We start from the raw sequence: 22,822 nt of genomic DNA, 5'->3' as shown, positions 1-22,822 counted from the left end.
CAAGCCCCACCACGCTACCCTCCCTCCTGTCGCTGCCAATTCAGCGACCGGGCCTGAGAACCCGGCAAGATGCAGGCGCACCAAGCGCCCCCAAACCCGATTTGCAGGCGTTTTTTTCGTCCTACAATTCGTGCAATGGCGGCTGTGCGTGGGAGACCTTCGGGTCTGCCGGGTTCCTGTATCTCCGGTTTCTCAGCCTGCGCACAGCTGCCACCCATTCGCCTGAGAACGAACGTGGTAGCTCTCACTAGATACGGGAGTTCTACCAATGACCGCTCCAAATCCATCCGCGTTAACCACCCTCGGCGTCACCCCCTTTTCCTTTCACTCCGACCAACCTCTGTTCCGCGTCAACAGCGGTGTTTCCCTGCATGAAGCCTTGCATCACGTTTCTGACCTGCTCCACCTCGCCAAGCTGCTCGCGGAAGATGCGGCGATGACGCAGGACACGGACCGTTATGCCTGGGCGTCGCATTATTTGCAGGAGATGAGCAAGGCGGTGATTGATGATGTGGTGAAGGTGTTGGAGTCGCCAGGGAATGTTGAGCAATAAAGAAGTCGCGTGGTGCGCGGGCTGACGTCATCGCGGGCAAGCCCGGCTCCCACAGAGGAAAGCCCTGGCCTGAATAGGTCGGGGCTTTTTGCGAAAGACGAGCCAAAGGCAATATGGCACTTAGCCACTTATTCGATTGACACCCCCTCCCCACTCCTTTAAAAACCCCGCCTTGCTTGCGCTTTTATCGAGACATGGATGTTGTCCAACCCCCCGCTGTTCAAATACCGCCGCTATTGGCTGGCGGCCATCATCGTGTTGCTGGCGATTCTTGATCCTTTCGGCCTGGCCAGTTCCAGCGACAAGGCGTCGGCGCAGTGGCTCAATCGTATGTTCGCCAGTCACTACCCGAGCCTTGGGCAGCAGCGGGTGGCGGTGGTGTTGATTGATGATGCCTACCTGATGCGCAATAACAGTTCGTGGCCCATGCCGTATGGCGAGCAGAGCAAGTTGTTCAAGCGCTTGCTGGCGTACAAGCCTCGGGCGGTGTTTGTGGATCTGTTGTACAGCCACGACCACTCGTTGGGCGACCCGGCGCGGGGCAGTCAGTTGCTGGCGAATGTGTTTGAGCGTTATCAGCGCCAGGGCATCCCGCTGTGGTTGGCCAATACCGGGTTGACGCGCGCGGAGGCGGGCCAGGCCAATACGCTGGCGCCGTTCATGCAGGTGAGCCGGCCAGCGCTGGTGGTGTGGGAAGGGGTGGACGACAAGTACCCGCTGGCCATGCACACACAGGCAGGGCTTTTGGAAACCCCAGCGATGGCGCTGTACCGCGAGTTTTGTGCCACGCAACATTGCAAACAGCCGCCGGTGGATGCGCAAACCGCTGCGCAGCGCCAGCCCATTGCGGTGCAGTGGGGGCTGAAGTTGGCGGCGGAACAGGCGCGGATTGCCGATATCAGCCACTGCGCGCCCGCGCGACATTTTTTGCTGGATGGGGTGGCGCAGTTCTTTCAGGCCGTGTTCTGGAAGCTTGATGACTCGGCCCAGGCACGGTGCCCTTATACGCTGACGTTGTCGGCCAGTGACCTGGAGGTCAGCGACCCCGACGACCAGGCATTGATTGCAGAGTTGCTGCGCGACCGCCTGGTGCTGGTGGGCGCCAATATCGCGTCCACGGGGGATCTGGTTGAGTCGCCGGTACATGGCCAACTCCCCGGCGTGTACTTGCACGCCATGGCCCTGGATAACCTGATCAATTCAGGCATGGACTACGACCATGAACCGGCCGACTTCCCCCGCTTGCCCTTCAATTGGCTGGACCTGCTCGAGCTCGGGCTGCTGGCGTTGATTGCCGTGCTCAAGGCGCTGCACGCACGGCGCCTGGCGGGCCATCGCACCTGGAGCCGCTGGCGGCGCCAGGAAATCTGGTTTTTTACCTCGCCGTGCCCATCGTGGCTGTTGGTGATGTCGATGTTGGCGGCGGTCAGTGTGTTGCTGAGCCTCAATGACATCACTCCGGTCAACGTGCTGGGCATTGTATTGCTGTCGTTGGTGTTGTTCAGCGAGCGGATCGAAGCCTTCTTCGACCGCGACCGCTGAGTGTGCCGTTTTGTCATTTGACTCAAGGAATTCAAGGATGAACAGAAGTCTCATCGTTTTGCTCACCGCCCTCTTCACCCAGGGTGCCTGGGCGGAAACTCACAGTATCAAAGCGTTCCTGGCCGACCCAGTGACCGTACTGGACGAGCAAGGCAAGCAACAACGTGAGTTGGCGAAAAAGGATGCGCCCACCCAGCCCGTACCGGTGTTGCAGTACAACCAGGCGCTGGACCTGGTGCAGGTCGAGCTGGCGGGCCAGAAGGTCTGGCTGGACACCATGGACCTGCGCATCGAGCCGCCGCTGAACGTCGTCGACCTGCCCTGCCAGGGCCTGACCAAAAGCCAGGCCAAAGACAGCCGCAATAACTCCACCATTGGTTTTGGTGCCGGTTGCAATCAATAAAAGGAGAGGTGCGGTGAAGGGATATCTAGTCGCGGCCAGCCTATTGGCCAGTTCGGTGCTCAGCGGTTGCGCCACCTTGAAGGGCGCGGACCAGGCGTTCCTGAACCTGGTGGGGCCTTCGACCCAATCCCGGGTCCAGGGCCACTACGTGGACAACACTGACGTACGCCAGTATTACAAGCTCGACCCACAGCGCCAGAGCCAACAGCGCCTGAGCTACGACGGGCGGGCGGTGCCGGCTGCCGAAGCGCGTCAGCAGAATCTGGTGGATATCCCGATGCTGCAAGGCTACTTGCAGGGCATTGTCATGCGCTTGTCCAAGGGCTGGCCGGGGGAGTTGCCGCCGCTGCAGGTGAAGATCACTGACAGCTATGGGTTCGGGCCATCGGCAGACCCTTACGGCAACCTGTTCGTGCCGCTGGGTATGCTGGACAACGTCGCCAGCGAAGACGAAATCGCGGCGATGCTTGGCCATGAAATGAGCCACGTGTTGCTGCATCACCATGACCGCATGGCTGCCTTCCAGCAGCAGAAAGACATGTTCACCACCGTCGCCTCCACGGTCGCCTTGGCCACCATGGCTGCCGATACGGGCGTCGACCGCAGCTCCGGGACGATGAAACTGTTCAGTAAAGACCCGGCCGGCACGCAAAAGACCATCGGTAACACCGTGCTGTACACCGCACTGGCCAATACCTTTTCCGATCAGGTATGGAGCACCGCCTGGGGCCGCGGCCAGGAAGACCAGGCCGACTTGCTGGGCACTGACTTGATGATCCGCGCCGGTTACGCCCCGCGTGCCGCCACCCATAGTCTGGAGCGCCTCAACGACTTCCAGGGCAAGCAGAAACCCTTGCTCACGGGCTTCCTCACGGCGCGCAAGAATGCCATGCAGGATTCGTTGCAGCAGTTCAATCTCAACCAGTTCACCAAAGAGCTGGACGTGCTGGTCAAGGACGGCTTGACCACCGGCATCACCGCAACCACGCAATACTTCAACCGCTCGCACATGTCGGCGATGGACCGTGACACCGAGCTGCGCCAGTACTTGCAACGCGAATATCGCCAGGAACGCCGCGCTCGGGTCAACCCACAAAGCTGGTCGAAGATGAAGACTACGCCGCAAGTGGCGAAGGCCTTACAGGGTTATAAAGACGCGTACTTCGCCATCGATGCCCTGGAGAAAAACAAAGTGCCGGATGCTGAAGGGTTTATCCGCAAGGCCCTGGCATCACCGGTCAAGGACCAGCCGAGCATTCGGCGCACGGCCTATACCGTGCGCCTGGCCCAGGGCAAAAACAGCGAAGCGGTGAAAGAGTTGCAGGCGATCAAGGACTGGTCCCTGGCCGGCCCCTCCACCTATGACTTGATGATCAGCTACCACCTCAAGCGGGGTGATGGGCAATCGGCCCTGGCGATGATCGACAAGGCTGAACGCAATCTGGGCTCGGAGGAGCTGTTCATCACCGAAAAGCTGTTGGCCAACCAGCAACTGCAGAATGTGCAGCAGGTGCAAACGGTGTTGCGCAAGTGCGAGCAGTACCCGACACGCAAGGAAAACTGCAAGAAGCTCGCACCGGCCAAGGCCTAGGCGGCAACATTCGCACCTGGCATAAAAAAACCCCGAACCAGTCGGGGTTTTTTATTGCCTGGCATCAGGCACGACGCTCGATCAATTAGAAAACGTTGATCGGGTAGTCGGCGAACAGACGGATTTCGTTACCGCCTACGTTGTAGTTGCTGGCGTTGTTGGAAACGCGCAGCCACGAGGCGCGAGCACGCAGGCTCAGGTCTTTGGCTGGGCCGCTCTGTACGACGTACTTGAACTGGTTCCAGATTTCACGCTCGGTGCCATCGCCACGGCCGGTGCCGTCGTCGATGTTGGTGCCACGCACGTAGGCAATGTTGTAGGTCAGGCCCGGTACGCCGAAGGTGGCGAAATCGATGCCGTAACCTGCTTGCCAGGAACGCTCGTCCTTGCCGTTGAAGTCAGACCAGTAGGAGTTGGCCAGCAAGATGGTATTGCCGCCGTCGCCGATGCCGCCAGCGTTGCGGTAGCCGCCGTACAGGTAGCCAGTGTCGCCGGTGCTGCGCTGGTGAGCGAGGGTGAAGCTGTGCGCACCAACGGCCCAGGTCGCGCCCAGGCTCCAGATCTTGTTGTCGCGCGCGTCCGCATCACCTTGGTTTTCCAGGGCGAAACTGCGATCAAGCTTGGTTTTGTAGCCGTTGAAGTCAAACGTCAGCGATTGCTTCTCTGGCAGGGCCAGCACGTAGTTGACGTTGACGTATTGCTTTTTCAGCACGTCTTGCATGTCGGAGGCATACAGGGCAGCCGACAGGCTTTCGGTGAATTTGTAGCTACCGCCGATGTAGTTGATGCTCTTCAAGCGGCCACTGTCGCTGCCCTCGGCGCTCTTGCGAGCTTCCTTGGTGAAGTGACCGGCGTCCAGTTGCAGGCCGGCGATCTCTTTGGAAACAATCGAGGTGCCCTCATAGGTTTCCGAGAGCAAGCGCGAGTTATCGTACTGCAGGACCGGTACGGCCGGCATTTGCTGACCGTATTTGATCACGGTGTTGGAGATACGCGCCTTCACGGCCGCGCCGCCTTTGGCCAGGTCGTTGGCGGCTTCACCGCTGTCACCTTGCTTGAAGAAGTCGATACCGCCAGCGCCGCTGCGGCCTTTACCACCGTCCAGGCGGATAGCGTATTGGCCAATCACGTCCACACCCACACCCACGGTGCCTTGGGTGAAGCCGGACTCGAACTTGCCGATGAAGCCTTGGCCCCATTCAGCTTTGTCCTGCTTGCCGTTTTTGTAGTCACGGCTGATGTAGGCGTTACGTGCGGCGATGTTCAGGTGGCTATCTTCAACAAACCCCTTGGATTGCTCCTGGTCGTTTGCCATTGCTGTCGATGCGCTCAAAATCCCCAGAGCGATCAGACTCATCCGTTGCTTCAACATATTCTTATATTCCTTATTACGGGTTGAGTACGCGCTGTGACACCAGGCTCCATGTTGCTATTTCTGGTGTCGACCTTTGCCGCAAAAAGAAAGCCCGCGGACGACTGAACTGCCGCGGGCCTTTTTTTATTGGAGTAAGTCATGGCGGTGAGCCACAGGCGTTGGGCGCAATCCTATGCGGGCGTTGAACTATGTGTCAATTTCGTGAATCGTCTGTATTTAGGCGATATTCGTCTAAGGGGCGAGCTAAAGCACTACGCTGAAAACGATTGAATGACCTACGGCACCGATAAAAAACACATCAAGTAACAAATCTGCCAGCGACACGACAGGGAATAGATAACACGCGCAAATGCAAAGCATTACCATTCGCGCAAATTTCCTGCCCAACTTGTTGGATACACCCCCATGCCCACCCCTTGCCTGACGCCCATCGCCCTTGGGCTCTCCATGCTGCTGTCTGCCGGTTTTGCCTGCGCGACTACGGTATTGCCCGAGACCTCGATCAATGCCGAAGCGGATGAAGACGACCCACGGGTCAAAGAGACCAACACCGCCACGCGCACCGCGACCTCCGTACGCTATGTGCCCCAGGCGATCGACTCGGTAAAAACCGACAATCTGCGGTCCTACGGCACCAACGACCTGGGCCAGGCGTTAAGCGGTATTCCCAACGTCAGCAGCGGCGCCGACACACGCTTCGACAGCCTGCGCATACGCGGTTTCGACGCCAGCAATGACTTCTATCTGGACGGCATTCGCGACGACAGCCAGTACGTGCGCGACCTGCACAACATCGAGCGTATCGAAGTGCTCAAGGGCCCGGCCGCCGTGCTGTACGGGCGAGGTGGCCAGGGCGGTATCGTCAACCGCGTAAGCAAATTGCCCACGCCGGGCCATAAGTCGAGTATCGAAGCCCAAGGTGGCAGCAACGATTTGCGCAGCCTGTATGCCGACCTGAGCGCTGACCCGAGCGACACCATCAGCCTGCGTCTGAACATGGGCAACCAGGACAACAACAGCTTTCGCGATGGCGTCAGCGGCAACCGCCAGTTGTTTGCGCCGTCGATGAGCTGGCAGCTCACCCCCGACCTGAACTGGCTGGTGCAATACGAATACAGCCGCTACAACCGCACGCCGGACCGTGGCATTCCCGGGGTCAACGGGCGCCCGGCGGATGTGAGCCGCAGCACCACTTATTTCAATCACGGCGACTACATCGACGATAAATCCCAGTCACTGCGTTCCAAGCTCGCCTACGAGCTCAACGCCAACTGGCAACTGCGCCACACCCTCGGTGTGTTCAAGCTCGACAGCGATTTCGACAACACCTACCAGACCGGCTACGACGCGAAAACCAACAGCGTCAGCCGCCAACACTGGCAGCAGGACCTGACCACCCGCAATGTGTTCAACAACCTTGAGCTGGAGGGTGGTTTCGACACGTTTGGCCTGGAGCATCGCCTGCTCACCGGCATCGAGCTGGGCAGCCAGCGGCGCGACCCGAAGCTGTACTCGGCTCGGGATGCCAGGACGGTCCCCAGCCTGGACCTCAACCAACCCAATCGCCGCCTGAGCCACACAGGGAGCATGCGACTGTCGAGTTACAACCACACTGAAGTCGAAAGCAGCGCGCTGTACGTGCAGGATCAACTGCGCCTGAACGACCAGTGGCAACTTTTGGGCGGGCTGCGTTACGACCGCTTTGAAGTGGACACCACCAGCAAGGTGCTCAACACCCAGGAGAACGTGAAGAGCCACAGCACCAGCCCGCGCGTCGGCCTGGTGTGGACGCCGCTGGAGCATCATTCGTTCTATGCCTCGTGGAGCAAGACCTTCTCGCCAGCGGGCGGCGGCCTGATCGGTATCACGCCGAACGCCGCCGGGAACGTCAACGACCTTAGCCCGGAGCTGACCAAGCAGAAGGAAATCGGCGTGAAGAGCGACTGGTTCGACGACCGCCTGAGCACCACCCTCGCCGTGTACGAGCTGGAACTCTACAACCGCCGCACCAGCGACCCGCTGGACCGCACCATTACCCTGCTCACCGGCGAGCAACGCTCACGCGGCGTGGAGCTGACGGCTACCGGCAAGATCATCGACAACTGGTACGTACGCGGTGGTGTAGGCCTGCAGGACGCCAAGGTGGAGAAGGACAACAACGGCTTTGAAGGCAAACGTATCAGCGACGTGGCCAAGCGCAATGCCAGCGTGTTCATCACCTGGAAACCGGAAATGGGCTGGTACGCCGAAACCGGTTTGACCCTGGTGGGTGATCGCTACGCCGACAGCCTCAACACCGTGGTACTGCCGGGATACGGGCGCTGGGACGCGCTGGCCGGGTTCCGTCAGAAAGAGTGGGACGTGAGGGCGGCGCTGAACAATATTGCCGACAAAAATTACTACGCCTCGGCGACCAGTGCGGCGCAGATTCAACCAGGGGAGCCGCGTAGCCTGGTGGTCACCGGTACCTACAGTTTCTAATATTTCATCTGGCACACTGACTGCAGTGTGCCTTCACTTACTCATCAACTCGCATAACGCCTGCACTTCATCCTCCGTGAACAACCCCACCGGGTAGCGTTCTCTCATCACCCTGCGCAAGTCAGGCACCTGCCTGACCTGGCGCGAGCGGTTTGCCTTCAACCACAGCGCCAACGCATGGATCGCATCGCCGTTGACTCGCAAGGGGTGAAACGTGCGCATGTTCATCAGGTCGATATCGGCATTCATTTCAGCGCTCTCTCCTGCTGCGTGAGCGGCTAACTTACTCAAGGTTTGTGACAGAACTGCGCAGTCATCGCACAGATTCACTGTGCCGACAGCGATACAAGAGCTATGCCAATGTGCCGTTCGCCTTGGCATTCAGATACAAAAAAGCCCGCGACCTGGCTGGGTCGCGGGCTTGGCTGGAACACTGCGGTTGCGCAGCGCACACGCGCCCTCAAAGCACCGTTACAACTGCACTCAATTTCTGTGCGGTGCGGGCTGCTGTTGGGTCAGGCAATGAATATTGCCTCCCCCCAGTAACAGTTCGCGACCCGGCACCATCACCACTTCATGCTGCGGGAATAGGCTCTGCAGGATTTGTTTGGCCTGGTGGTCCAGCGGGTCATCGAAACTCGGCGCGATGATGCCGCCGTTGACGATCAGGAAGTTGACGTAGGACCCGGCCAACCGCACGCTCGGGTTACGTTCCTGGCTGCCGTCCACCGGGTCGACACCGGCGCATTCTTCCTCGGTGGCATACAGCGGTCCCGGGATCGGCATTTTATGCACGATGAACGCGCGCCCCTTGGCGTCGGTGCTGTTTTGCAGCACATCCATGGCTGCGTGGCAGCGCGAGTAGTTCGGATCTTGCGGGTCATCGGTCCAGGCCAGCAACACTTCGCCCGGGCGCACATAGCAGCAGAAGTTATCCACATGGCCATCGGTTTCGTCGTTGAACAGGCCATCCGGCAACCAGATGATCTTATCCACCGCGAGGTGATCAGCCAGTACAGCTTCAATGGCGGCACGATCCAGGTGCGGGTTGCGATTGCGGTTCAACAGGCACTCTTCGGTGGTGATCAGGGTGCCTTCGCCATCCACATGGATCGAACCCCCTTCAAGCACGAAGCCTTGGGTGCGATAGCGCGGCGCGCGCTCGATCTCGAGGATCTTGCCGCCTACCTGGGAGTCACGGTTCCACGGTGCATACAGGCCGCCGTCAAAACCACCCCAGGCATTGAAATCCCAATTCACGCCCCGCACTTCGCCGCTGTCGTTGATCACGAACGTGGGGCCCGTATCGCGGACCCAGGCATCGTCGGAAGACATTTCCACCAAGCGAATATTGGGTACATCCAGGCGCGCACGGGCGTTCTCGTACTGGCCGGCGGAAACCGCAACGGTCACGGGCTCGAAGCGGGCGATGGCCTTGGCCACAGCCACGTGGGCGGCCTGCGCAGGCTTGCCGCCCAGACGCCAGTTGTCGGGGCGCTCGGGCCAGATCATCCAGGTTTGGGTCTGTGGCGCCCATTCGGCAGGCATATGGAAGCCATCGGCGCGAGGTGTGCTGTGCAGGGTGGTCATGGCGTTCAAAACTCCGAATGGGGTGAAGACCGACTTGATATGGATAAAAATCGGCTTTGGAAGCACTTAACGATTATAGATCCCGAATATTACACAAAATAGCCGATAACAATCGATCTATCACAGCTGCTCATCCAGTACTTTCGACAACATGTCGACAAAGAAGTCCACGCTTTGCCGGGTGGTCACCATCGGCGGTTTGATCTTGAGAATATTCAGGTAGTCACCCGTAGGCTGCATGAAAATCCCCAATTCCCGAAGACGATCACATAACAGCGCCGTCTCTTGCGTCGCTGGTTCCAGGGTGTGTCGGTCACGCACCAGTTCCAGGCCCAGATAGAAGCCCGAACCGTGTACCGCTCCGACCAGCGGATGGCGGTCGATCAGCGCTTGCAGCCGAGCCTTGAAATGCCCGCCAACCACCTGGGCGTTTTCCCAGAGTTTCTCTTCTTCCATCACGTCCAGCACCGCCATGCCGATTTGACAACTGACCGGGCTGCCCCCCGATGACGAGAAGAAATAACCTTCGGCCTCCAGCGCCTCGGCAATTTCTCGACGGGTGATCACCGCCCCCAAAGGCTGGCCGTTGCCCATGCCTTTGGCCATGGTGATGATGTCGGGCACCACACCCTGCTCTTCAAAGCCCCAGAAGAAGTGGCCCATGCGGCCGTAACCTACCTGCACCTCATCGGCGATGCACACGCCCCCCTGGGCACGGACCAAGCCATACACCTGCTGTAAATAACCCGGCGGTAGAGAGATGCCCCCGGCATTGCCGTATACCGGTTCACAGATAAATCCGGCCAATTGGCGCTGGCTTGCGGCAATTTTCGCCAGGTTGTGTTCCACGCTTCGCACGTAGTCCGGTGCGCTGTCCGGCCCGCGGAATTCGCCGCGGTAGGTATTGGGTGCTGTCACCGGGTGCACCCAGTCCGGGCGGCTGCTCAATGCCTGGGGGTTATCGGCAATTGATGTGGACACGGCGTCTGCCGCCACTGACCAACCGTGGTACGCCTCCAGCACGCTGAGCATGTCGCGCCCACCGCTGTAGGCCCAGGCCAGGCGAATCGCCAGGTCATTGGCTTCGGTGCCGCTGTTGACCAGGAACACGCGGTCCATGCCCTTGGGCGCCAGCGCCAGCAACCGTTCGGAAAACTCGGCAATCGCAGCATAGTGAAACCGCGAGTTGGTGTTGAGCAGCGACCACTGCCGCGCTGCCACCGCGGCCATGCGCGGGTGACCATGGCCCAGCACGGCTACGTTGTTGAGCATGTCCAGGTAGGATCGGCCCTGCATGTCGATCAGGTGGTTGCGCCAGCCCCGCTCGATACGTGGCGGGTCCACGTAGTAATGCTTCTGGGAGCGGGCGAAGCTGGCATCACGCCGGGCCAGCAGAGCCTGCGGGTCCAGTTCCGGCTCGGCATCGCAGGCCAGCCCCAACAGCGCCGCCGGTGACGGGCACAACGCCTGCCAGGCCGAGGCTCGGGAGGGCGTACAGAACAGTGGCGGTTCAAGGTCGGCGCTGCATAACTGCACAGTCAACGGCGCGTGAACCTCCCCCATTACTTGCCCTTTCACCACCAACGCTCCAGGCGTGAGTGACGTTTTTAAGCCCCACACACGCAGGCTCAGCCTAGGGTCGTGCAAGCACAGCAAGCCATCGGCGCCTTCACGCAGCGTGCCTGCAAAGGGGGCTTGCAGCACGCTGCCGTGGGGCAGGTGCAGTTCGACATGGAGGGGCAAGGTCTGCGGCTCTACCGCGCTGTCGGCACAGGTACGCGACAAGCGGTATTGCCCATACCGGCTGGCCGCCAGCCCATGTACTGCCGCTGCTTCAGCCAGCAACCGCCGATCTATTCCCGGGGTTTCCCAATTACCGGCCTCCCAATGCGGGCTGAGTACGCCCAGGTCGATCAGCGCGAACTCGCGGCCCACCAGGCCCGGCAACAAGGGTGCAAAGTCATGGCTGGCAACCGGTGGCAACGTCTCGCCAACGCCAGTGAGAATCGCCGCTTGCATCAGCGCAAACGGCACCGCCGTCGCAACATGGAAAATTTCCCACTCGTGCTCAGCGTTTTTCTTTAAATACGTGTTATCCGGGTCCAGGCGTTGCTGCTGTTCACTGCTGAGCACCAGCACCGCCGCGCGTGCGACGATCAGCGGCCACAACACTTCCAGCTCTTCGCGCTGTAACGGCATCACCGCGTGACAGGCCTGGATTGCCGGCAGAATCGCAAACGGGTCACCGTGAGCGTGGTGCAACAGGGACGCGCAGGTTACCGACAGGTCAGCAATCCGCCAGGTGTGCACCAGATCGCCGAAATCAATCACGCCGTGGATACGCCAGCGCCGCTGGGCATCACGCTGGCACACCACATTGTCATCGGTGATGTCCAGATGTACCGCTTGCCACGGCAGGCGTGGTGCCAACGGTTGGACATACGCCTCGACCTGCGTGGCTACGTGCTCCAATACGGCGCGTTGCGGCAGGTCAGGCAAGGTTGCCAGCAGATGAGTGATCAACGCCTGCGCATGGCGCGGATCCCACTGCAGGGTGCGCGCAAGGCCCGGATGTTTGAAACCTTGCAGCGCGAGACTCATCTGCGCGCACAGCTCACCGAAGCCTGCGATCACATCGCGGCCCAGGTGCGGTAAATGCGTGAGGGGCTGGCCGTCGATGTACTCCAGTAGCCGCAGGTGCAGGGTGTGCCCGTCCACGTCTACCGTCAGCAGCTCACTACCATCCAACGCTTGAATCACCTTGGGCACGCGCAGATGGACATGTGCTTGCAGACTATTGAGGGCCGCGTGCTGGGCCTCGAGTTCAACGGCGGCGTAGTCACCGCGGCAGATTTTGAGAACAAAACGGCCCTGGGCGTTGTCAATCTTGTAGTTGAGGTCTTGTTGACTGCCCAACGCTTGCAGCACACCGCTCATCCCATAATGCCGCTCGAGCAGGCTTGCCGCCTGGTCGGGGCTTACTTGTGGGCAAGGTAAACTGGCGCGGTGGGTCAATGTGGCTAACGACATTGTGACGACCTTTGTTTTTTCAGACGTCTATATCGCCATTGTTCCGGGTCACAAGGCAACCCCCAGTAAACGCCGGACTTGCACCACCCGGCCCACACAACTCAAGCTATGCTTCATTCGCTTAATGTCCATCTAAGGAAAGGGCCCTCCGATATGCGCATTCTCGTTACTGGCGGCGCTGGCTTTATCGGCTCAGCCCTGATCCGCTATTTGATTCAAGATACCGAACATGAAGTGCTCAATCTGGACAAGCTCACCTATGCCGGCAACCTTGAATCGCTGACCAGCATCGCGTCCAACAGCCGCTATGAGTTTGTCCAGGCCGATATCATCGACCAGGCCGCCGTCAGCGCCGTACTCGCACGCTTTGAACCTGATGCGATCATGCACTTGGCGGCCGAGTCCCACGTTGACCGCTCCATTGACGGTCCGTCGGATTTTATCCAGACCAACATCGTTGGCACCTACAGCCTGCTGGAAGCCACACGGGCTTACTGGCAGAAGCTGGCAGAACCGGCCAAAAGCGCGTTCCGCTTCCACCACATTTCCACTGACGAAGTGTATGGCGACCTGCACGGCGTAGACGACCTCTTCACCGAAACCACGCCTTACGCGCCCAGCTCTCCCTACTCCGCGAGCAAGGCGGCATCCGACCACCTGGTACGCGCCTGGCAGCGTACATACGGCCTGCCGATACTGCTGACCAATTGCTCGAACAACTACGGGCCATTCCACTTCCCCGAAAAATTGATCCCGCTGGTTATTCTCAACGCCTTGGCGGGCAAGCCACTGCCTGTCTACGGCGACGGTTTGCAGGTACGTGACTGGCTGTTCGTCGAGGATCATGCCCGTGCACTGCTCAAAGTGGTCACCACTGGGGTGGTGGGCGAGACCTACAACATCGGTGGTCATAACGAGCAGAAGAACATCGACGTGGTACGTGGCATTTGCGGCCTGCTGGAAGAGCTGGCGCCGCAGCGCCCCGCCGGCGTGGAAAAATTCACTGACCTGATCACCTTCGTCAAGGATCGCCCTGGCCACGACCAGCGCTACGCCATCGACGCCAGCAAGATCGAACGCGAACTGGGCTGGGTCCCGGAAGAAACCTTTGAGACAGGACTGCGCAAAACCGTGCAGTGGTACCTCGATAACCTGGAATGGTGCCGCAGGGTCCAGGACGGTAGTTATCAGGGCGAACGATTGGGCAACACCGACTTGAAGGATCTAATCGCATGATGAAGGGCATCGTATTGGCTGGCGGCTCCGGCACCCGCTTGCACCCCATTACTCTGGGAGTGTCCAAACAGCTGTTGCCGGTGTACGACAAACCCATGATCTACTACCCGATATCCGTGCTGATGCTTGCCGGGATCAAGGACATCCTGGTGATCTCCACGCCGGTAGACTTGCCACAGTACCGAAACCTGCTGGGAGATGGCAGCCAGTTTGGCGTGCATTTCACCTATGCCGAACAGCCGTCTCCAGACGGGTTGGCTCAAGCATTTATCATTGGCGAAGAGTTCATCGGTGATGACGCCGTGTGCCTGATTCTGGGGGACAACATCTTCCACGGCCAACATTTTAGTGATCAATTACGCACTGCAGCCGAGCGTTCATCGGGCGCTACGGTATTCGGCTACTGGGTAAAAGACCCGGAGCGCTTCGGTGTGATTGATTTCGATAAAGAGGGCCGCGCCCTGTCCATCGAAGAAAAACCGGCGAAGCCCAAGTCACCCTATGCCGTCACCGGCCTGTATTTCTACGATAACGACGTGATCAAGATCGCCAAGGCCGTCAAGCCTTCGCCGCGCGGCGAGTTGGAAATCACCGACGTCAACAACGCCTATCTTCAGCGCGGCGACCTGCATGTAGAACGCTTCGGTCGCGGTTTTGCCTGGCTCGACACCGGCACCCATGACAGCCTACTGGAGGCCTCGACTTACGTGCAGACCATCGAGCACCGCCAGGGCTTGAAAGTGGCTTGCCTGGAAGAGATCGCCTACGAAAACGGCTGGATCGACCGCGACTATCTGCTGGAACGCGCCAAATACTTCGGCAAGACCGGCTATGGCCAGTACCTGTATTCCCTCGCCGGAGAGACCCAGTGAACGTAGTTGAAACCACACTACCCGGCGTGCTGATCCTTGAGCCAAAGGTATTCGGTGACGAGCGCGGTTTCTTCTACGAAAGCTTCAACGCCCGCGCTTTTGAAGCAGCTACCGGGCTCAAGCGTGATTTTGTGCAGGACAACCACTCGCGCTCGCAAAAAGGCGTACTGCGGGGCTTGCACTATCAGCTTGAGCACACTCAAGGCAAGCTGGTGCGTGTCACTCACGGCGAAGTGCTGGATGTAGCCGTCGACATCCGTCGCAGCTCCCCAAACTTCGGACACTGGGTGGGTGTACGCCTGTCGGCACAGAACCATCGTCAATTGTGGGTGCCGGAAGGTTTTGCGCATGGTTTCGTGGTGTTGAGCGACCACGCAGAGTTCCTGTACAAAACCACCGATTACTACCAGCCAAGCGCCGAGCGCAGCATTCTCTGGAATGACCCGACGCTGGCTATCGACTGGGAGCTGGTCGAGCCGCCGCAATTGTCTGCCAAAGACCAGGTCGGAAAACTGCTGATGGAAGCCGACCTGTTCCCATGAAAATATTAATCACCGGCCAACACGGCCAAGTCTCCCTGGAGCTGCAACAGCGGCTCCAGGGTCTTGGCGAACTCGTCATCCTGGGCCGCGACCAGCTTGACCTGGCCGACGCTGACCTCATCCGCCAACAGGTACGCGCCCACCGCCCTGGCCTGATCATCAACGCGGCAGCTCACACGGCCGTGGATCTGGCCGAGAGCGAACCGGACGCAGCCTTTGCGATCAACACCATCGCCCCCGGCATCCTCGCCGAGGAAGCCAAGGCCCTGAGTATCCCGCTGATTCACTACTCGACCGACTACGTGTTCGACGGCAGCAAACCTGCCCCGTACACCGAAAGCGACACGCCGAACCCATTGGGTGTCTACGGCCAGAGCAAGCTGGCGGGTGAGCAGGCGATTGCGGCAGCAGGTGGCGAGTACCTGATCTTGCGTACCAGCTGGGTCTATTCGGGCCATGGCAAGAATTTCCTGCTGACCATGCAGCGCCTGCTGCAGGAAAAAGCGCAGATGCGCATCGTCGCCGACCAGATCGGTGCGCCGACCTGGGCCGGGACCATCGCCAGCAGCACCCGCGCGCTGATTCAGCAGTGGCAGGCTGGCAAGGCCGGGGACTGGGGGGTTTACCACCTCACCGCACAAGGTGAGACCTCGTGGTTCGGCTTTGCCCAAGCCATTGGCGAGCAATTGCGGATCGAAGGCAAAGCCTGCGCCGAACTGGAGCCGATCCCTTCCAGTGCCTACCCCACCCCCGCCAAGCGCCCGCTGAACTCGCGCCTGGATTGCTCGCGTCTGCAACAGCAATGGCACGTCAGCCAGCCCCATTGGCAAGATGCATTGCACGAGTGTCTTGCCAAGCAGCACTAGGCATAATGCGCCTGTACCCACAGGCGCACACTCCCCATGACTCCACCCCTTCCGCGAAGACCCCGCTGGCGCAGCCTCGCCCTGCTGGCATTGTGCTTGGCACCGCTGCTGTGGCCGCTGGAGCATTTGGCCGAGCGCTACTACCGCAGCGAATTGGCCGGGCAAAACCGCCAGACTCTCGACCTGTATGTCGCCAACCTGTTGGGCACCTTGCATCGCTACGAAGTATTGCCGCAAATCCTCGGCGATTTGCCGGCCCTGCGCGTCGCCCTGGACGCACCTCACGTCAGTACCAACCTGGCCAATGCCAACCTGTTGCTCAAGGATGTCGCCGCCCAGGCGGGTGTGGAAGTGATGTACCTGATGGACACCACCGGCAAGACCCTTGCCGCTTCCAACTGGGACAAACAAGACAGCTTCGTCGGGCGCAATTTCTCCTTTCGGCCCTATTTCAGCGAAGCCATGGCCGGGCGCCTGGGTCGGTTTTTCGGCCTGGGCACCACCTCAGCCAAGCGCGGCTACTTCTTCGCCGCCGCGGTGCGTGACGGCGACACCATCATCGGCGTGCTGGTGGTCAAGGTCGACCTTGATCACACCGAAAGCCTGTGGGGCAATACCCCGGAACAACTGCTGGTCACCGACCACAACGGCGTGGTGATCCTCACCTCGCGCCCGCAATGGCGATTCCGCGCCACGCGGCCACTGACCGCCGAAGAGCGCCAGGCCATCATCGCCATACAGCCCTACCCCACCCGTGACCCGCAGCCGCTGAGCCTGAGCAGCAGCGCCTGGCTGCGCCAATCCACGGCCATCGCCGAAACCGGCTGGAATGTGGAAATCCTGGCGCCACGCTCGCTGATCAACCGTCCGGTGCGCACGGTTGTCGCCGTGGGCGGTGCCACGTTGTTGGTGCTGATGCTGTTGCTGGGATTGCTGATGCAGCGCCGTCGGCACTACCTGGAACGCATCGCTTTCGAAGCCAAGGCCCGCCGTGAGCTGGAAATGCGCGTGGCCGAGCGTACCAGCGACCTGGAGGGCCTGAACCGGCGCCTGAAACAGGAAGTGCTGGAACGCGAACACGCCCAGCAGGAACTGGTGCGCGCCCAGGACGACCTGGTCCAGGCCGGTAAACTCTCGGCCCTGGGCACCATGTCGGCGAGTATCAGCCATGAGCTGAACCAACCGCTGGCGGCGATTCGCAGCTATGCAGAAAACGCCGAAATCCTCCTCGACCATGAGCGCACCAGCGATGCCCGCGGCAACCTCAAACTGATCAGCGAGCTGACCGGGCGCATGGCCTCGATCATCGCCCATTTGCGTGCATTCGCTCGCCGTGATCGTCACGCACCGGAGAGCGTAGCCTTGCAACCGGCCCTGGACGACGCCCTGGCGTTGCTGGCCAAGCGGCGGCGCTCGATGGAAGTGGAATTGATCCGCGACCTGCCGGAGGCAACTCTGTGGGTGCAGGCCGGTGAAACCCGCCTGCGCCAGGTACTGGGTAACTTGCTGGCCAACGCCCTGGACGCCCTCACTGAAAAAGGCCCGCCGCGCAAACTCTGGCTGAGTGCCGAAACCACGCCCCAGGGCGTCAACCTGTACATTCGCGACAACGGCCCAGGCTTTTGCATGGAAGCCCTGGGCCGCGCCAGCGAGCCGTTCTACACCACCAAGACGCGCACCCAGGGCCTGGGCTTGGGCCTGGCAATCTGCGACACCCTGATGCGCGCCTTTGGTGGCGAACTGCTGTTCGCCAACCACAAGGAAGGCGGCGCGCTGTTAACCTTGAAATTGCGTGCCGGCTCGCCGGGCGTCAGTCTGCAACCGTCCGAGGACCGCAGTGTATGAGCATCGACAACCAGATTCAGGTGGTGTTGATCGACGACGATCCACACCTGCGTCAAGCCCTGTGCCAAACCCTGGACCTGGCCGGACTCAAAGTCCTGCCCCTGGGCGAAGCCACCGGCCTCACCGCACGCCTGTCCCGCGACTGGCCTGGCGTGGTGGTCAGCGACATCCGTATGCCCGGCATGGACGGCCTGGAGCTGCTGGCCGAACTGCATGGCCAGGACCCGGACCTGCCGGTGCTGCTGATCACCGGCCACGGCGACGTACCGTTGGCGGTGCAGGCGATGCGTGCCGGCGCGTATGACTTCCTCGAAAAACCCTTCGCCAGCGACGCACTGCTCGACAGCGTGCGCCGCGCCCTGGCCTTGCGTCGCCTGGTGCTGGACAACCGCAGCCTGCGCCTGGCTCTCAGCGATCGTCAGCAACTGAGCACGCGCCTGGTGGGGCACTCCCCGCAAATGTTGCGCCTGCGCGAGCAAATTGGCGCCTTGGCCGCGACCAAGGCCGATGTGCTGATCCTGGGCGAAACCGGTGCTGGCAAAGAAGTCGTCGCCCGCGCCCTGCATGACCTTTCAAGCCGCCGCAGTGGCCCATTTGTGGCGATCAACGCCGGGGCGCTGGCCGAATCGGTGGTAGAAAGCGAACTGTTCGGCCATGAGCCGGGGGCGTTCACCGGCGCGCAGAAACGCCGCATCGGCAAGTTCGAGTTCGCCAATGGCGGCACGCTGTTTCTCGATGAAATCGAAAGCATGAGCCTGGATGTGCAGGTCAAGTTGCTGCGCCTGTTGCAGGAGCGCGTGGTGGAGCGCTTGGGCGGCAATCAGCTGATTCCGCTGGATATCCGCATTATCGCCGCCACCAAGGAAGACCTGCGCCAAGCCGCCGACCAGGGCCGTTTCCGTGCCGACTTGTATTACCGCCTCAACGTCGCACCGCTACGCATCCCGCCTCTGCGCGAGCGTGGTGAAGATGCATTGATGCTGTTCCAGCACTTCGCCGACGAGGCCAGCAGCCGCCACGGCCTGCCCCTGCATGAGCTGCAACCGGGCCAACGCGCGCTGTTATTGCGCCACAGCTGGCCGGGCAATGTGCGGGAACTGCAAAACGCCGCTGAGCGTTTCGCCCTGGGCCTGGAGTTGGCGCTCGATAGCGCCCAAGACAATCCCGCCGCGGGCGTGCTGACGTCCACGCCCGGCGGCTTGAGCGAGCAAGTCGAGCAGTTCGAAAAAAGCTTGATCGCCGCCGAACTCACCCGCCCTCACAGCTCCGTGCGCAGCCTCGCCGAAGCGTTGGGCGTGCCGCGCAAGACCTTGCACGACAAGTTACGCAAACACGGTCTGAACTTCGCCGACAGCACCAGCCAAAGCGCCGACGACGAATGAATCCGCCTACCACCAAGAGACCGCTATGAGCCGCGACAGCCGTTACCTGGAAGCCGTCCTTCACCACGACATTCCCCTCACCCGGGAGATGGGTCTCAAGGTGCTCGGCTGGCGACACGACCAACTGCAGTTGCACCTGCCCTTGCAAGCCAATATCAACCACAAAAGCACCATGTTCGGTGGCAGCCTCTACTGTGGCGCCGTACTGGCAGGCTGGGGTTGGCTGCACCTGAAGCTGCGCGAAGCGGGGATAGAAGACGGTCATATCGTGATTCAGGAAGGGCAGATCAGCTATCCGCTGCCGGTGACGCAGGATGCAACGGCGATTTGCGCGGCGCCGGAAGAAAAAGTGTGGAAGCGTTTCTTGGCGACGTACAAGCGTTATGGACGGGCGCGGTTGGCGCTGCAGACATGGATTGTGAATGAAGGCAGTGAGGAGCGTGCAGTGGCCTTTACCGGCCAGTACGTCCTGCACCGCTAGCAGCCATTACATAAAATAAAAGTGGGAGCTGGCTTGCCTGCGATAGCGGTGGATCAGCCAATACCTGTATGACTGACACTCCGTCATCGCGGGCAAGCGATGCTCCCACATTTTGCTCTGCAGTGATCTTAAGATCTGGCCAGGGTCAACAGGCGCTCACGCCATGCGGCCTTGGCTGGCAGCGCCAGAAAGAACGGGTTCAATAGCGATTCCCGCGCCGGGTAGCTGAACGGCTGACCGTTCAACTCCAATACTTCACCTCCTGCGCCTTCCAGTACGCCCTGTGCCGCAGCGGTATCCCACTGTGAGGTCGGTGCCAGGCGCGGATAGCAGTCAGCACTGCCTTCGGCCAGCAGGCAAAACTTCAACGAGCTGCCGATATTCGCCAGCTTCAGCGCGCCCAAACCTTCGCTCAAGCCATCCAGCAGGCGTTCCTGCTCAGGGCTGGTATGCCGACGACTGGCGACCACAGTAAAGGCTTCGCCCACGGCCGGGGTCTGGCGTACCTGGATCTGCTTGGGTGCGGCCTTCACATCTGAACGCCATGCCCCAAGGCCCGCGCCACCGAAGTAGCAACGGCCAGTGGTCGGCATCGACACTACGCCGAACACCACGCGGCCCTGTTCGATCAAGGCAATATTGACAGTGAATTCTTCGCTGCCGGAAATGAATTCCTTGGTGCCATCCAATGGGTCCACCAGCCACCAGCGCTGCCACTGGGCACGCACGCTCAGATCGATATCGGCGTCTTCTTCGGAGAGTACCGGAATACTCGGATCGAGCGCGGTCAGGCCCGCGAGAATCAGATGGTGAGCGGCCAGATCGGCAGCCGTCACCGGCGAATCATCCGCTTTGGAGGTCACGGCTACATTGGCGCGCCAGTAGGGCAGGATAGCTTCGCCGGCCTGGCGGGCCAGCTCAATCACGGGGGCGATAAACGGGTGGCCTAAAAACAGTTCGCTCATGCGTTGAACGCTCCACGCTGGGTCAACAGATCGCGTACCAGGTACAGCGCGGCAAGTGCTCGGCCCTCGCTGAATTGCTCGTTTTGCGCAAGCGCAGAAAGCTCCCGCAGGTTGACCCTGTCCACGCGCATCGGCTCAGGCTCATCGCCCTCCAGGCGCTCTTCGTAAAGGTCGGTGGCCAGTACTACCTGAATTTTCTGGCTCATATAGCCCGGCGATAACGACAGCTCGGTGATGTGCTCCAACTGCCGTGCGCCATAGCCAGCTTCTTCCTTGAGCTCGCGGTCCGCCGCCGCCAGCACGTCCTCGCCGGGCTCGATCAAACCTTTGGGCAAGGACAATTCATATTCGTCAGTGCCACCGCAGTATTCTTCGACCAGCAATGCATGATCCTCGTCGATCATCGCCACAATCATCACCGCGCCGTAGCCCGCGCCGCGCCCCACCAGGCGCTCGTAGGTCCGTTCAACGCCATTGGAAAAGCGCAACTGCACTTCCTCCACGCGGAACAAACGGCTACTGGCGACTATTTCGCGGGCGAGGACGGTGGGTTTCTGGCGCATAAGCGGCTCCTTGGCGTGATCGGGTTACTATACCGTGGCTTTTCCGATTGTCTGTGTCGGATATCTTTACTTACATGAGAACGCACCATGCCCTCTTTGCCCTGGCACGCCATCGACACCGTCCTGCTGGACATGGACGGCACCCTGCTCGACCTGCATTACGACAACCATTTCTGGATGGAACACCTGCCCCACCGCTACGCCGAACTGCACGGCGTGAGCCGGGCCATGGCCGAAATGGAGTTGCAGCCGTTGTTTGAGCGTAACGCCGGACAGTTGCAATGGTATTGCCTGGATTTCTGGAGCACTGAACTGGCGATCCCGGTGCGCGAACTCAAGTTGGAAACCGCCCACCTGATCGCCCTGCGCCCGGATGCCGATACCTTTCTGAAGGCGATCAAACAGGCCGGCAAGCGCGTGATCATGATCACCAACGCTCATCGTGATTCGCTGTCATTGAAGTTGGAACGCATTGAACTGGCGCCGTATTTCGAGCGATTGATCAGCTCCCATGACTACGGTTTTCCCAAGGAAAACCCACAGTTCTGGGAAGCGTTGCAAGCCGATATCCACTTTGACCCGGCCCGTAGTCTGTTTATCGATGACACCTTGCCGATCCTGCGCAGTGCCCGGGATTTCGGCGTGGGGCATTTGCTGGCAGTCAAAGAGCCTGATAGCAAGAAAGGCCCGAAGGACACCGCAGAGTTTGCGGCAGTAGAGGATTACCGCGATCTCATTGTCGGGCTCTGAACCCATGTGGGAGGGGGCTTGCTCCCGATGGCGGTGTATCAGCCAAGTATCAGGTGCTGAACCACCGCCATCGGGAGCAAGCCCCCTCCCACATTTTGTCCTGCGTATTACTCAGGGATACGCAGTGTCTGGCCTGGATAGATTTTGTCCGGGTGCGACAGCAGCGGCTTGTTAGCCTGGAAAATCTTGTCGTACTTATTCGCGTCGCCATAAACCGTTTTAGAGATTGCGCTGAGAGTGTCACCGCTTTTCACAACAACAAAGCGTGAAGCCACGACTACTGGACCAGTTACAGTGATCTGGTCGTCTACGCTTGCCACGCCAGCAATGTTACCCAGCGCCAAAAGGATCTTTTCTTTCTCTTCCTGGCTCGCCACTTCACCAGTCACAGTGACCTTGTCGCCATCCACCGTAGTCTGCACGTTTGGATTACCCAGGCCCACCTTGCTCACATGCTCCTTCAGCTGCTCACTCGCATTCGCATTACCCGGCGTCAACAGGTCGACAATCTTTTCGCCGGCTTCTTTGATAAAGCTAAAAATACTCATGGTGCGCTCTCCTTGGGATTTAATTTCCAGATGCCCAAGACTAGACCAGTCCAGCAGACTTGGGTTCCAAACCGGCTAAAGACTCAAAAGTATCCAGATCCGCCGTCCCTGGAATAAGCCCCCGGCGAAATGGGCGGGAACCTTGATCGACGCCATCTATCAATACATCAATACTGGCAATTAGACGCGACCCTTTGTCGCGCCTAG

General features: G+C 60.1%; 20 protein-coding genes. 13 read left to right on the top strand and 7 right to left on the bottom strand.

Annotation, left to right across the window (positions count from 1 at the left end; all coding sequences use genetic code 11):
• Window positions 1–268 precede the first annotated feature (268 nt).
• From LJX92_RS01525 to LJX92_RS01510, 4 genes are all read left to right on the top strand, one after another.
• Entirely contained in the window at window positions 269–553 is a 285-nt protein-coding gene (locus tag LJX92_RS01525) for a DUF3077 domain-containing protein (RefSeq protein ID WP_103733968.1), read from the top strand.
• 198 nt (window positions 554–751) lie between these two features.
• On the top strand, window positions 752–2,095 hold the full coding sequence (locus LJX92_RS01520) for a CHASE2 domain-containing protein (protein WP_228309238.1): 1,344 nt from the start codon (window positions 752–754) through the stop codon (window positions 2,093–2,095).
• A gap of 37 nt (window positions 2,096–2,132) precedes the next feature.
• The gene (locus LJX92_RS01515) at window positions 2,133–2,498 is read left to right on the top strand and encodes a hypothetical protein (protein ID WP_032878382.1); all 366 of its coding nucleotides are present in this window, start codon (window positions 2,133–2,135) and stop codon (window positions 2,496–2,498) included.
• Between the two features lie 13 nt (window positions 2,499–2,511).
• Window positions 2,512–4,089 carry a M48 family metallopeptidase gene (locus LJX92_RS01510; protein ID WP_228309237.1) on the top strand — a complete coding sequence of 526 codons (1,578 nt, stop codon included), beginning with the start codon at window positions 2,512–2,514 and terminating at the stop codon, window positions 4,087–4,089.
• Window positions 4,090–4,174: 85 nt separating this feature from the next.
• Here LJX92_RS01510 and LJX92_RS01505 read toward each other — a convergent pair whose 3' ends face one another.
• Entirely contained in the window at window positions 4,175–5,461 is a 1,287-nt protein-coding gene (locus tag LJX92_RS01505; protein ID WP_032878384.1) for an OprD family porin, read from the bottom strand.
• A 408-nt stretch (window positions 5,462–5,869) separates the two neighbouring features.
• Between LJX92_RS01505 and LJX92_RS01500 the strand changes: the two genes are divergently transcribed.
• A complete protein-coding gene (locus LJX92_RS01500; RefSeq protein ID WP_228309236.1) occupies window positions 5,870–7,945 on the top strand; it encodes a TonB-dependent receptor in 2,076 nt (691 codons plus the stop codon).
• A gap of 33 nt (window positions 7,946–7,978) precedes the next feature.
• Here LJX92_RS01500 and LJX92_RS01495 read toward each other — a convergent pair whose 3' ends face one another.
• The 3 genes from LJX92_RS01495 to LJX92_RS01485 form a co-directional block, all read right to left on the bottom strand.
• A complete protein-coding gene (locus LJX92_RS01495) occupies window positions 7,979–8,194 on the bottom strand; it encodes a hypothetical protein (RefSeq protein ID WP_032878386.1) in 216 nt (71 codons plus the stop codon).
• Between the two features lie 234 nt (window positions 8,195–8,428).
• Window positions 8,429–9,535: an agmatine deiminase gene (gene aguA / locus LJX92_RS01490; protein WP_032878387.1), complete on the bottom strand. Its 1,107-nt coding sequence runs from the start codon at window positions 9,533–9,535 to the stop codon at window positions 8,429–8,431.
• A 120-nt stretch (window positions 9,536–9,655) separates the two neighbouring features.
• Window positions 9,656–12,565, bottom strand: coding sequence for an aminotransferase (locus tag LJX92_RS01485; protein WP_228309235.1), 2,910 nt, complete (start codon window positions 12,563–12,565; stop codon window positions 9,656–9,658).
• Window positions 12,566–12,718: 153 nt separating this feature from the next.
• On the opposite strand from LJX92_RS01485, the gene rfbB reads away from it, so the two are divergent.
• The 7 genes from rfbB to LJX92_RS01450 are packed head-to-tail and all read left to right on the top strand — an operon-like array spanning window position 12,719 to window position 19,789.
• Complete coding sequence (gene rfbB, locus LJX92_RS01480) at window positions 12,719–13,801, top strand: dTDP-glucose 4,6-dehydratase (RefSeq protein WP_032878389.1); 1,083 nt, start codon at window positions 12,719–12,721, stop codon at window positions 13,799–13,801.
• Window positions 13,798–14,673, top strand: coding sequence for a glucose-1-phosphate thymidylyltransferase RfbA (gene rfbA / locus LJX92_RS01475; RefSeq protein WP_005783860.1), 876 nt, complete (start codon window positions 13,798–13,800; stop codon window positions 14,671–14,673). The genes rfbB and rfbA overlap by 4 nt, the downstream gene beginning before the upstream one ends.
• Entirely contained in the window at window positions 14,670–15,215 is a 546-nt protein-coding gene (rfbC, locus tag LJX92_RS01470; RefSeq protein ID WP_032878390.1) for a dTDP-4-dehydrorhamnose 3,5-epimerase, read from the top strand. The genes rfbA and rfbC overlap by 4 nt, the downstream gene beginning before the upstream one ends.
• Complete coding sequence (rfbD, locus tag LJX92_RS01465; protein ID WP_228309234.1) at window positions 15,212–16,081, top strand: dTDP-4-dehydrorhamnose reductase; 870 nt, start codon at window positions 15,212–15,214, stop codon at window positions 16,079–16,081. Before rfbC ends, rfbD begins: the two co-directional genes overlap by 4 nt.
• Window positions 16,082–16,117: 36 nt before the next feature.
• Window positions 16,118–17,926, top strand: coding sequence for a sensor histidine kinase (locus tag LJX92_RS01460; RefSeq protein WP_103733976.1), 1,809 nt, complete (start codon window positions 16,118–16,120; stop codon window positions 17,924–17,926).
• Window positions 17,923–19,308: a sigma-54-dependent transcriptional regulator gene (locus LJX92_RS01455; protein ID WP_148853129.1), complete on the top strand. Its 1,386-nt coding sequence runs from the start codon at window positions 17,923–17,925 to the stop codon at window positions 19,306–19,308. Before LJX92_RS01460 ends, LJX92_RS01455 begins: the two co-directional genes overlap by 4 nt.
• A gap of 25 nt (window positions 19,309–19,333) precedes the next feature.
• Window positions 19,334–19,789 carry a thioesterase domain-containing protein gene (locus LJX92_RS01450; protein ID WP_228309233.1) on the top strand — a complete coding sequence of 152 codons (456 nt, stop codon included), beginning with the start codon at window positions 19,334–19,336 and terminating at the stop codon, window positions 19,787–19,789.
• Between the two features lie 128 nt (window positions 19,790–19,917).
• Here LJX92_RS01450 and cysQ read toward each other — a convergent pair whose 3' ends face one another.
• A complete protein-coding gene (gene cysQ, locus LJX92_RS01445) occupies window positions 19,918–20,754 on the bottom strand; it encodes a 3'(2'),5'-bisphosphate nucleotidase CysQ (RefSeq protein ID WP_005783847.1) in 837 nt (278 codons plus the stop codon).
• On the bottom strand, window positions 20,751–21,317 hold the full coding sequence (gene nudE, locus LJX92_RS01440; RefSeq protein WP_005783845.1) for an ADP compounds hydrolase NudE: 567 nt from the start codon (window positions 21,315–21,317) through the stop codon (window positions 20,751–20,753). Before nudE ends, cysQ begins: the two co-directional genes overlap by 4 nt.
• Window positions 21,318–21,404: 87 nt before the next feature.
• Between nudE and yrfG the strand changes: the two genes are divergently transcribed.
• The gene (yrfG, locus tag LJX92_RS01435) at window positions 21,405–22,067 is read left to right on the top strand and encodes a GMP/IMP nucleotidase (protein WP_032878397.1); all 663 of its coding nucleotides are present in this window, start codon (window positions 21,405–21,407) and stop codon (window positions 22,065–22,067) included.
• 107 nt (window positions 22,068–22,174) lie between these two features.
• On the opposite strand, the gene lysM is transcribed toward yrfG, so the two are convergent.
• Complete coding sequence (gene lysM, locus LJX92_RS01430; protein WP_032878398.1) at window positions 22,175–22,615, bottom strand: peptidoglycan-binding protein LysM; 441 nt, start codon at window positions 22,613–22,615, stop codon at window positions 22,175–22,177.
• Window positions 22,616–22,822 lie beyond the last annotated feature (207 nt).

Origin of the sequence: Pseudomonas sp. HN8-3, from assembly GCF_020790195.1 — a bacterium.
In the GTDB taxonomy this organism is placed as follows: Bacteria; Pseudomonadota; Gammaproteobacteria; order Pseudomonadales; family Pseudomonadaceae; genus Aquipseudomonas; species Aquipseudomonas synxantha_A.
The sequence above is the reverse complement of the archived record's forward strand: the minus strand, read 5'-3'. Positions and strand labels throughout refer to the sequence as shown.

What these genes read in the sequence shown, in the direction of transcription:
- LJX92_RS01525 (WP_103733968.1), top strand. Translation starts at nt 269, where the DNA reads ATGACCGCTCCAAATCCATCCGCGTTAACCACCCTCGGCGTCACCCCC.
- LJX92_RS01520 (WP_228309238.1), top strand. Translation starts at nt 752, where the DNA reads ATGTTGTCCAACCCCCCGCTGTTCAAATACCGCCGCTATTGGCTGGCG.
- LJX92_RS01515 (WP_032878382.1), top strand. Translation starts at nt 2,133, where the DNA reads ATGAACAGAAGTCTCATCGTTTTGCTCACCGCCCTCTTCACCCAGGGT.
- LJX92_RS01505 (WP_032878384.1), bottom strand. Translation starts at nt 5,461, where the DNA reads ATGTTGAAGCAACGGATGAGTCTGATCGCTCTGGGGATTTTGAGCGCA.
- LJX92_RS01500 (WP_228309236.1), top strand. Translation starts at nt 5,870, where the DNA reads ATGCCCACCCCTTGCCTGACGCCCATCGCCCTTGGGCTCTCCATGCTG.
- LJX92_RS01495 (WP_032878386.1), bottom strand. Translation starts at nt 8,194, where the DNA reads ATGAATGCCGATATCGACCTGATGAACATGCGCACGTTTCACCCCTTG.
- aguA (WP_032878387.1), bottom strand. Translation starts at nt 9,535, where the DNA reads ATGACCACCCTGCACAGCACACCTCGCGCCGATGGCTTCCATATGCCT.
- LJX92_RS01485 (WP_228309235.1), bottom strand. Translation starts at nt 12,565, where the DNA reads ATGTCGTTAGCCACATTGACCCACCGCGCCAGTTTACCTTGCCCACAA.
- rfbB (WP_032878389.1), top strand. Translation starts at nt 12,719, where the DNA reads ATGCGCATTCTCGTTACTGGCGGCGCTGGCTTTATCGGCTCAGCCCTG.
- rfbA (WP_005783860.1), top strand. Translation starts at nt 13,798, where the DNA reads ATGATGAAGGGCATCGTATTGGCTGGCGGCTCCGGCACCCGCTTGCAC.
- rfbD (WP_228309234.1), top strand. Translation starts at nt 15,212, where the DNA reads ATGAAAATATTAATCACCGGCCAACACGGCCAAGTCTCCCTGGAGCTG.
- LJX92_RS01460 (WP_103733976.1), top strand. Translation starts at nt 16,118, where the DNA reads ATGACTCCACCCCTTCCGCGAAGACCCCGCTGGCGCAGCCTCGCCCTG.
- LJX92_RS01455 (WP_148853129.1), top strand. Translation starts at nt 17,923, where the DNA reads ATGAGCATCGACAACCAGATTCAGGTGGTGTTGATCGACGACGATCCA.
- LJX92_RS01450 (WP_228309233.1), top strand. Translation starts at nt 19,334, where the DNA reads ATGAGCCGCGACAGCCGTTACCTGGAAGCCGTCCTTCACCACGACATT.
- cysQ (WP_005783847.1), bottom strand. Translation starts at nt 20,754, where the DNA reads ATGAGCGAACTGTTTTTAGGCCACCCGTTTATCGCCCCCGTGATTGAG.
- nudE (WP_005783845.1), bottom strand. Translation starts at nt 21,317, where the DNA reads ATGCGCCAGAAACCCACCGTCCTCGCCCGCGAAATAGTCGCCAGTAGC.
- yrfG (WP_032878397.1), top strand. Translation starts at nt 21,405, where the DNA reads ATGCCCTCTTTGCCCTGGCACGCCATCGACACCGTCCTGCTGGACATG.
- lysM (WP_032878398.1), bottom strand. Translation starts at nt 22,615, where the DNA reads ATGAGTATTTTTAGCTTTATCAAAGAAGCCGGCGAAAAGATTGTCGAC.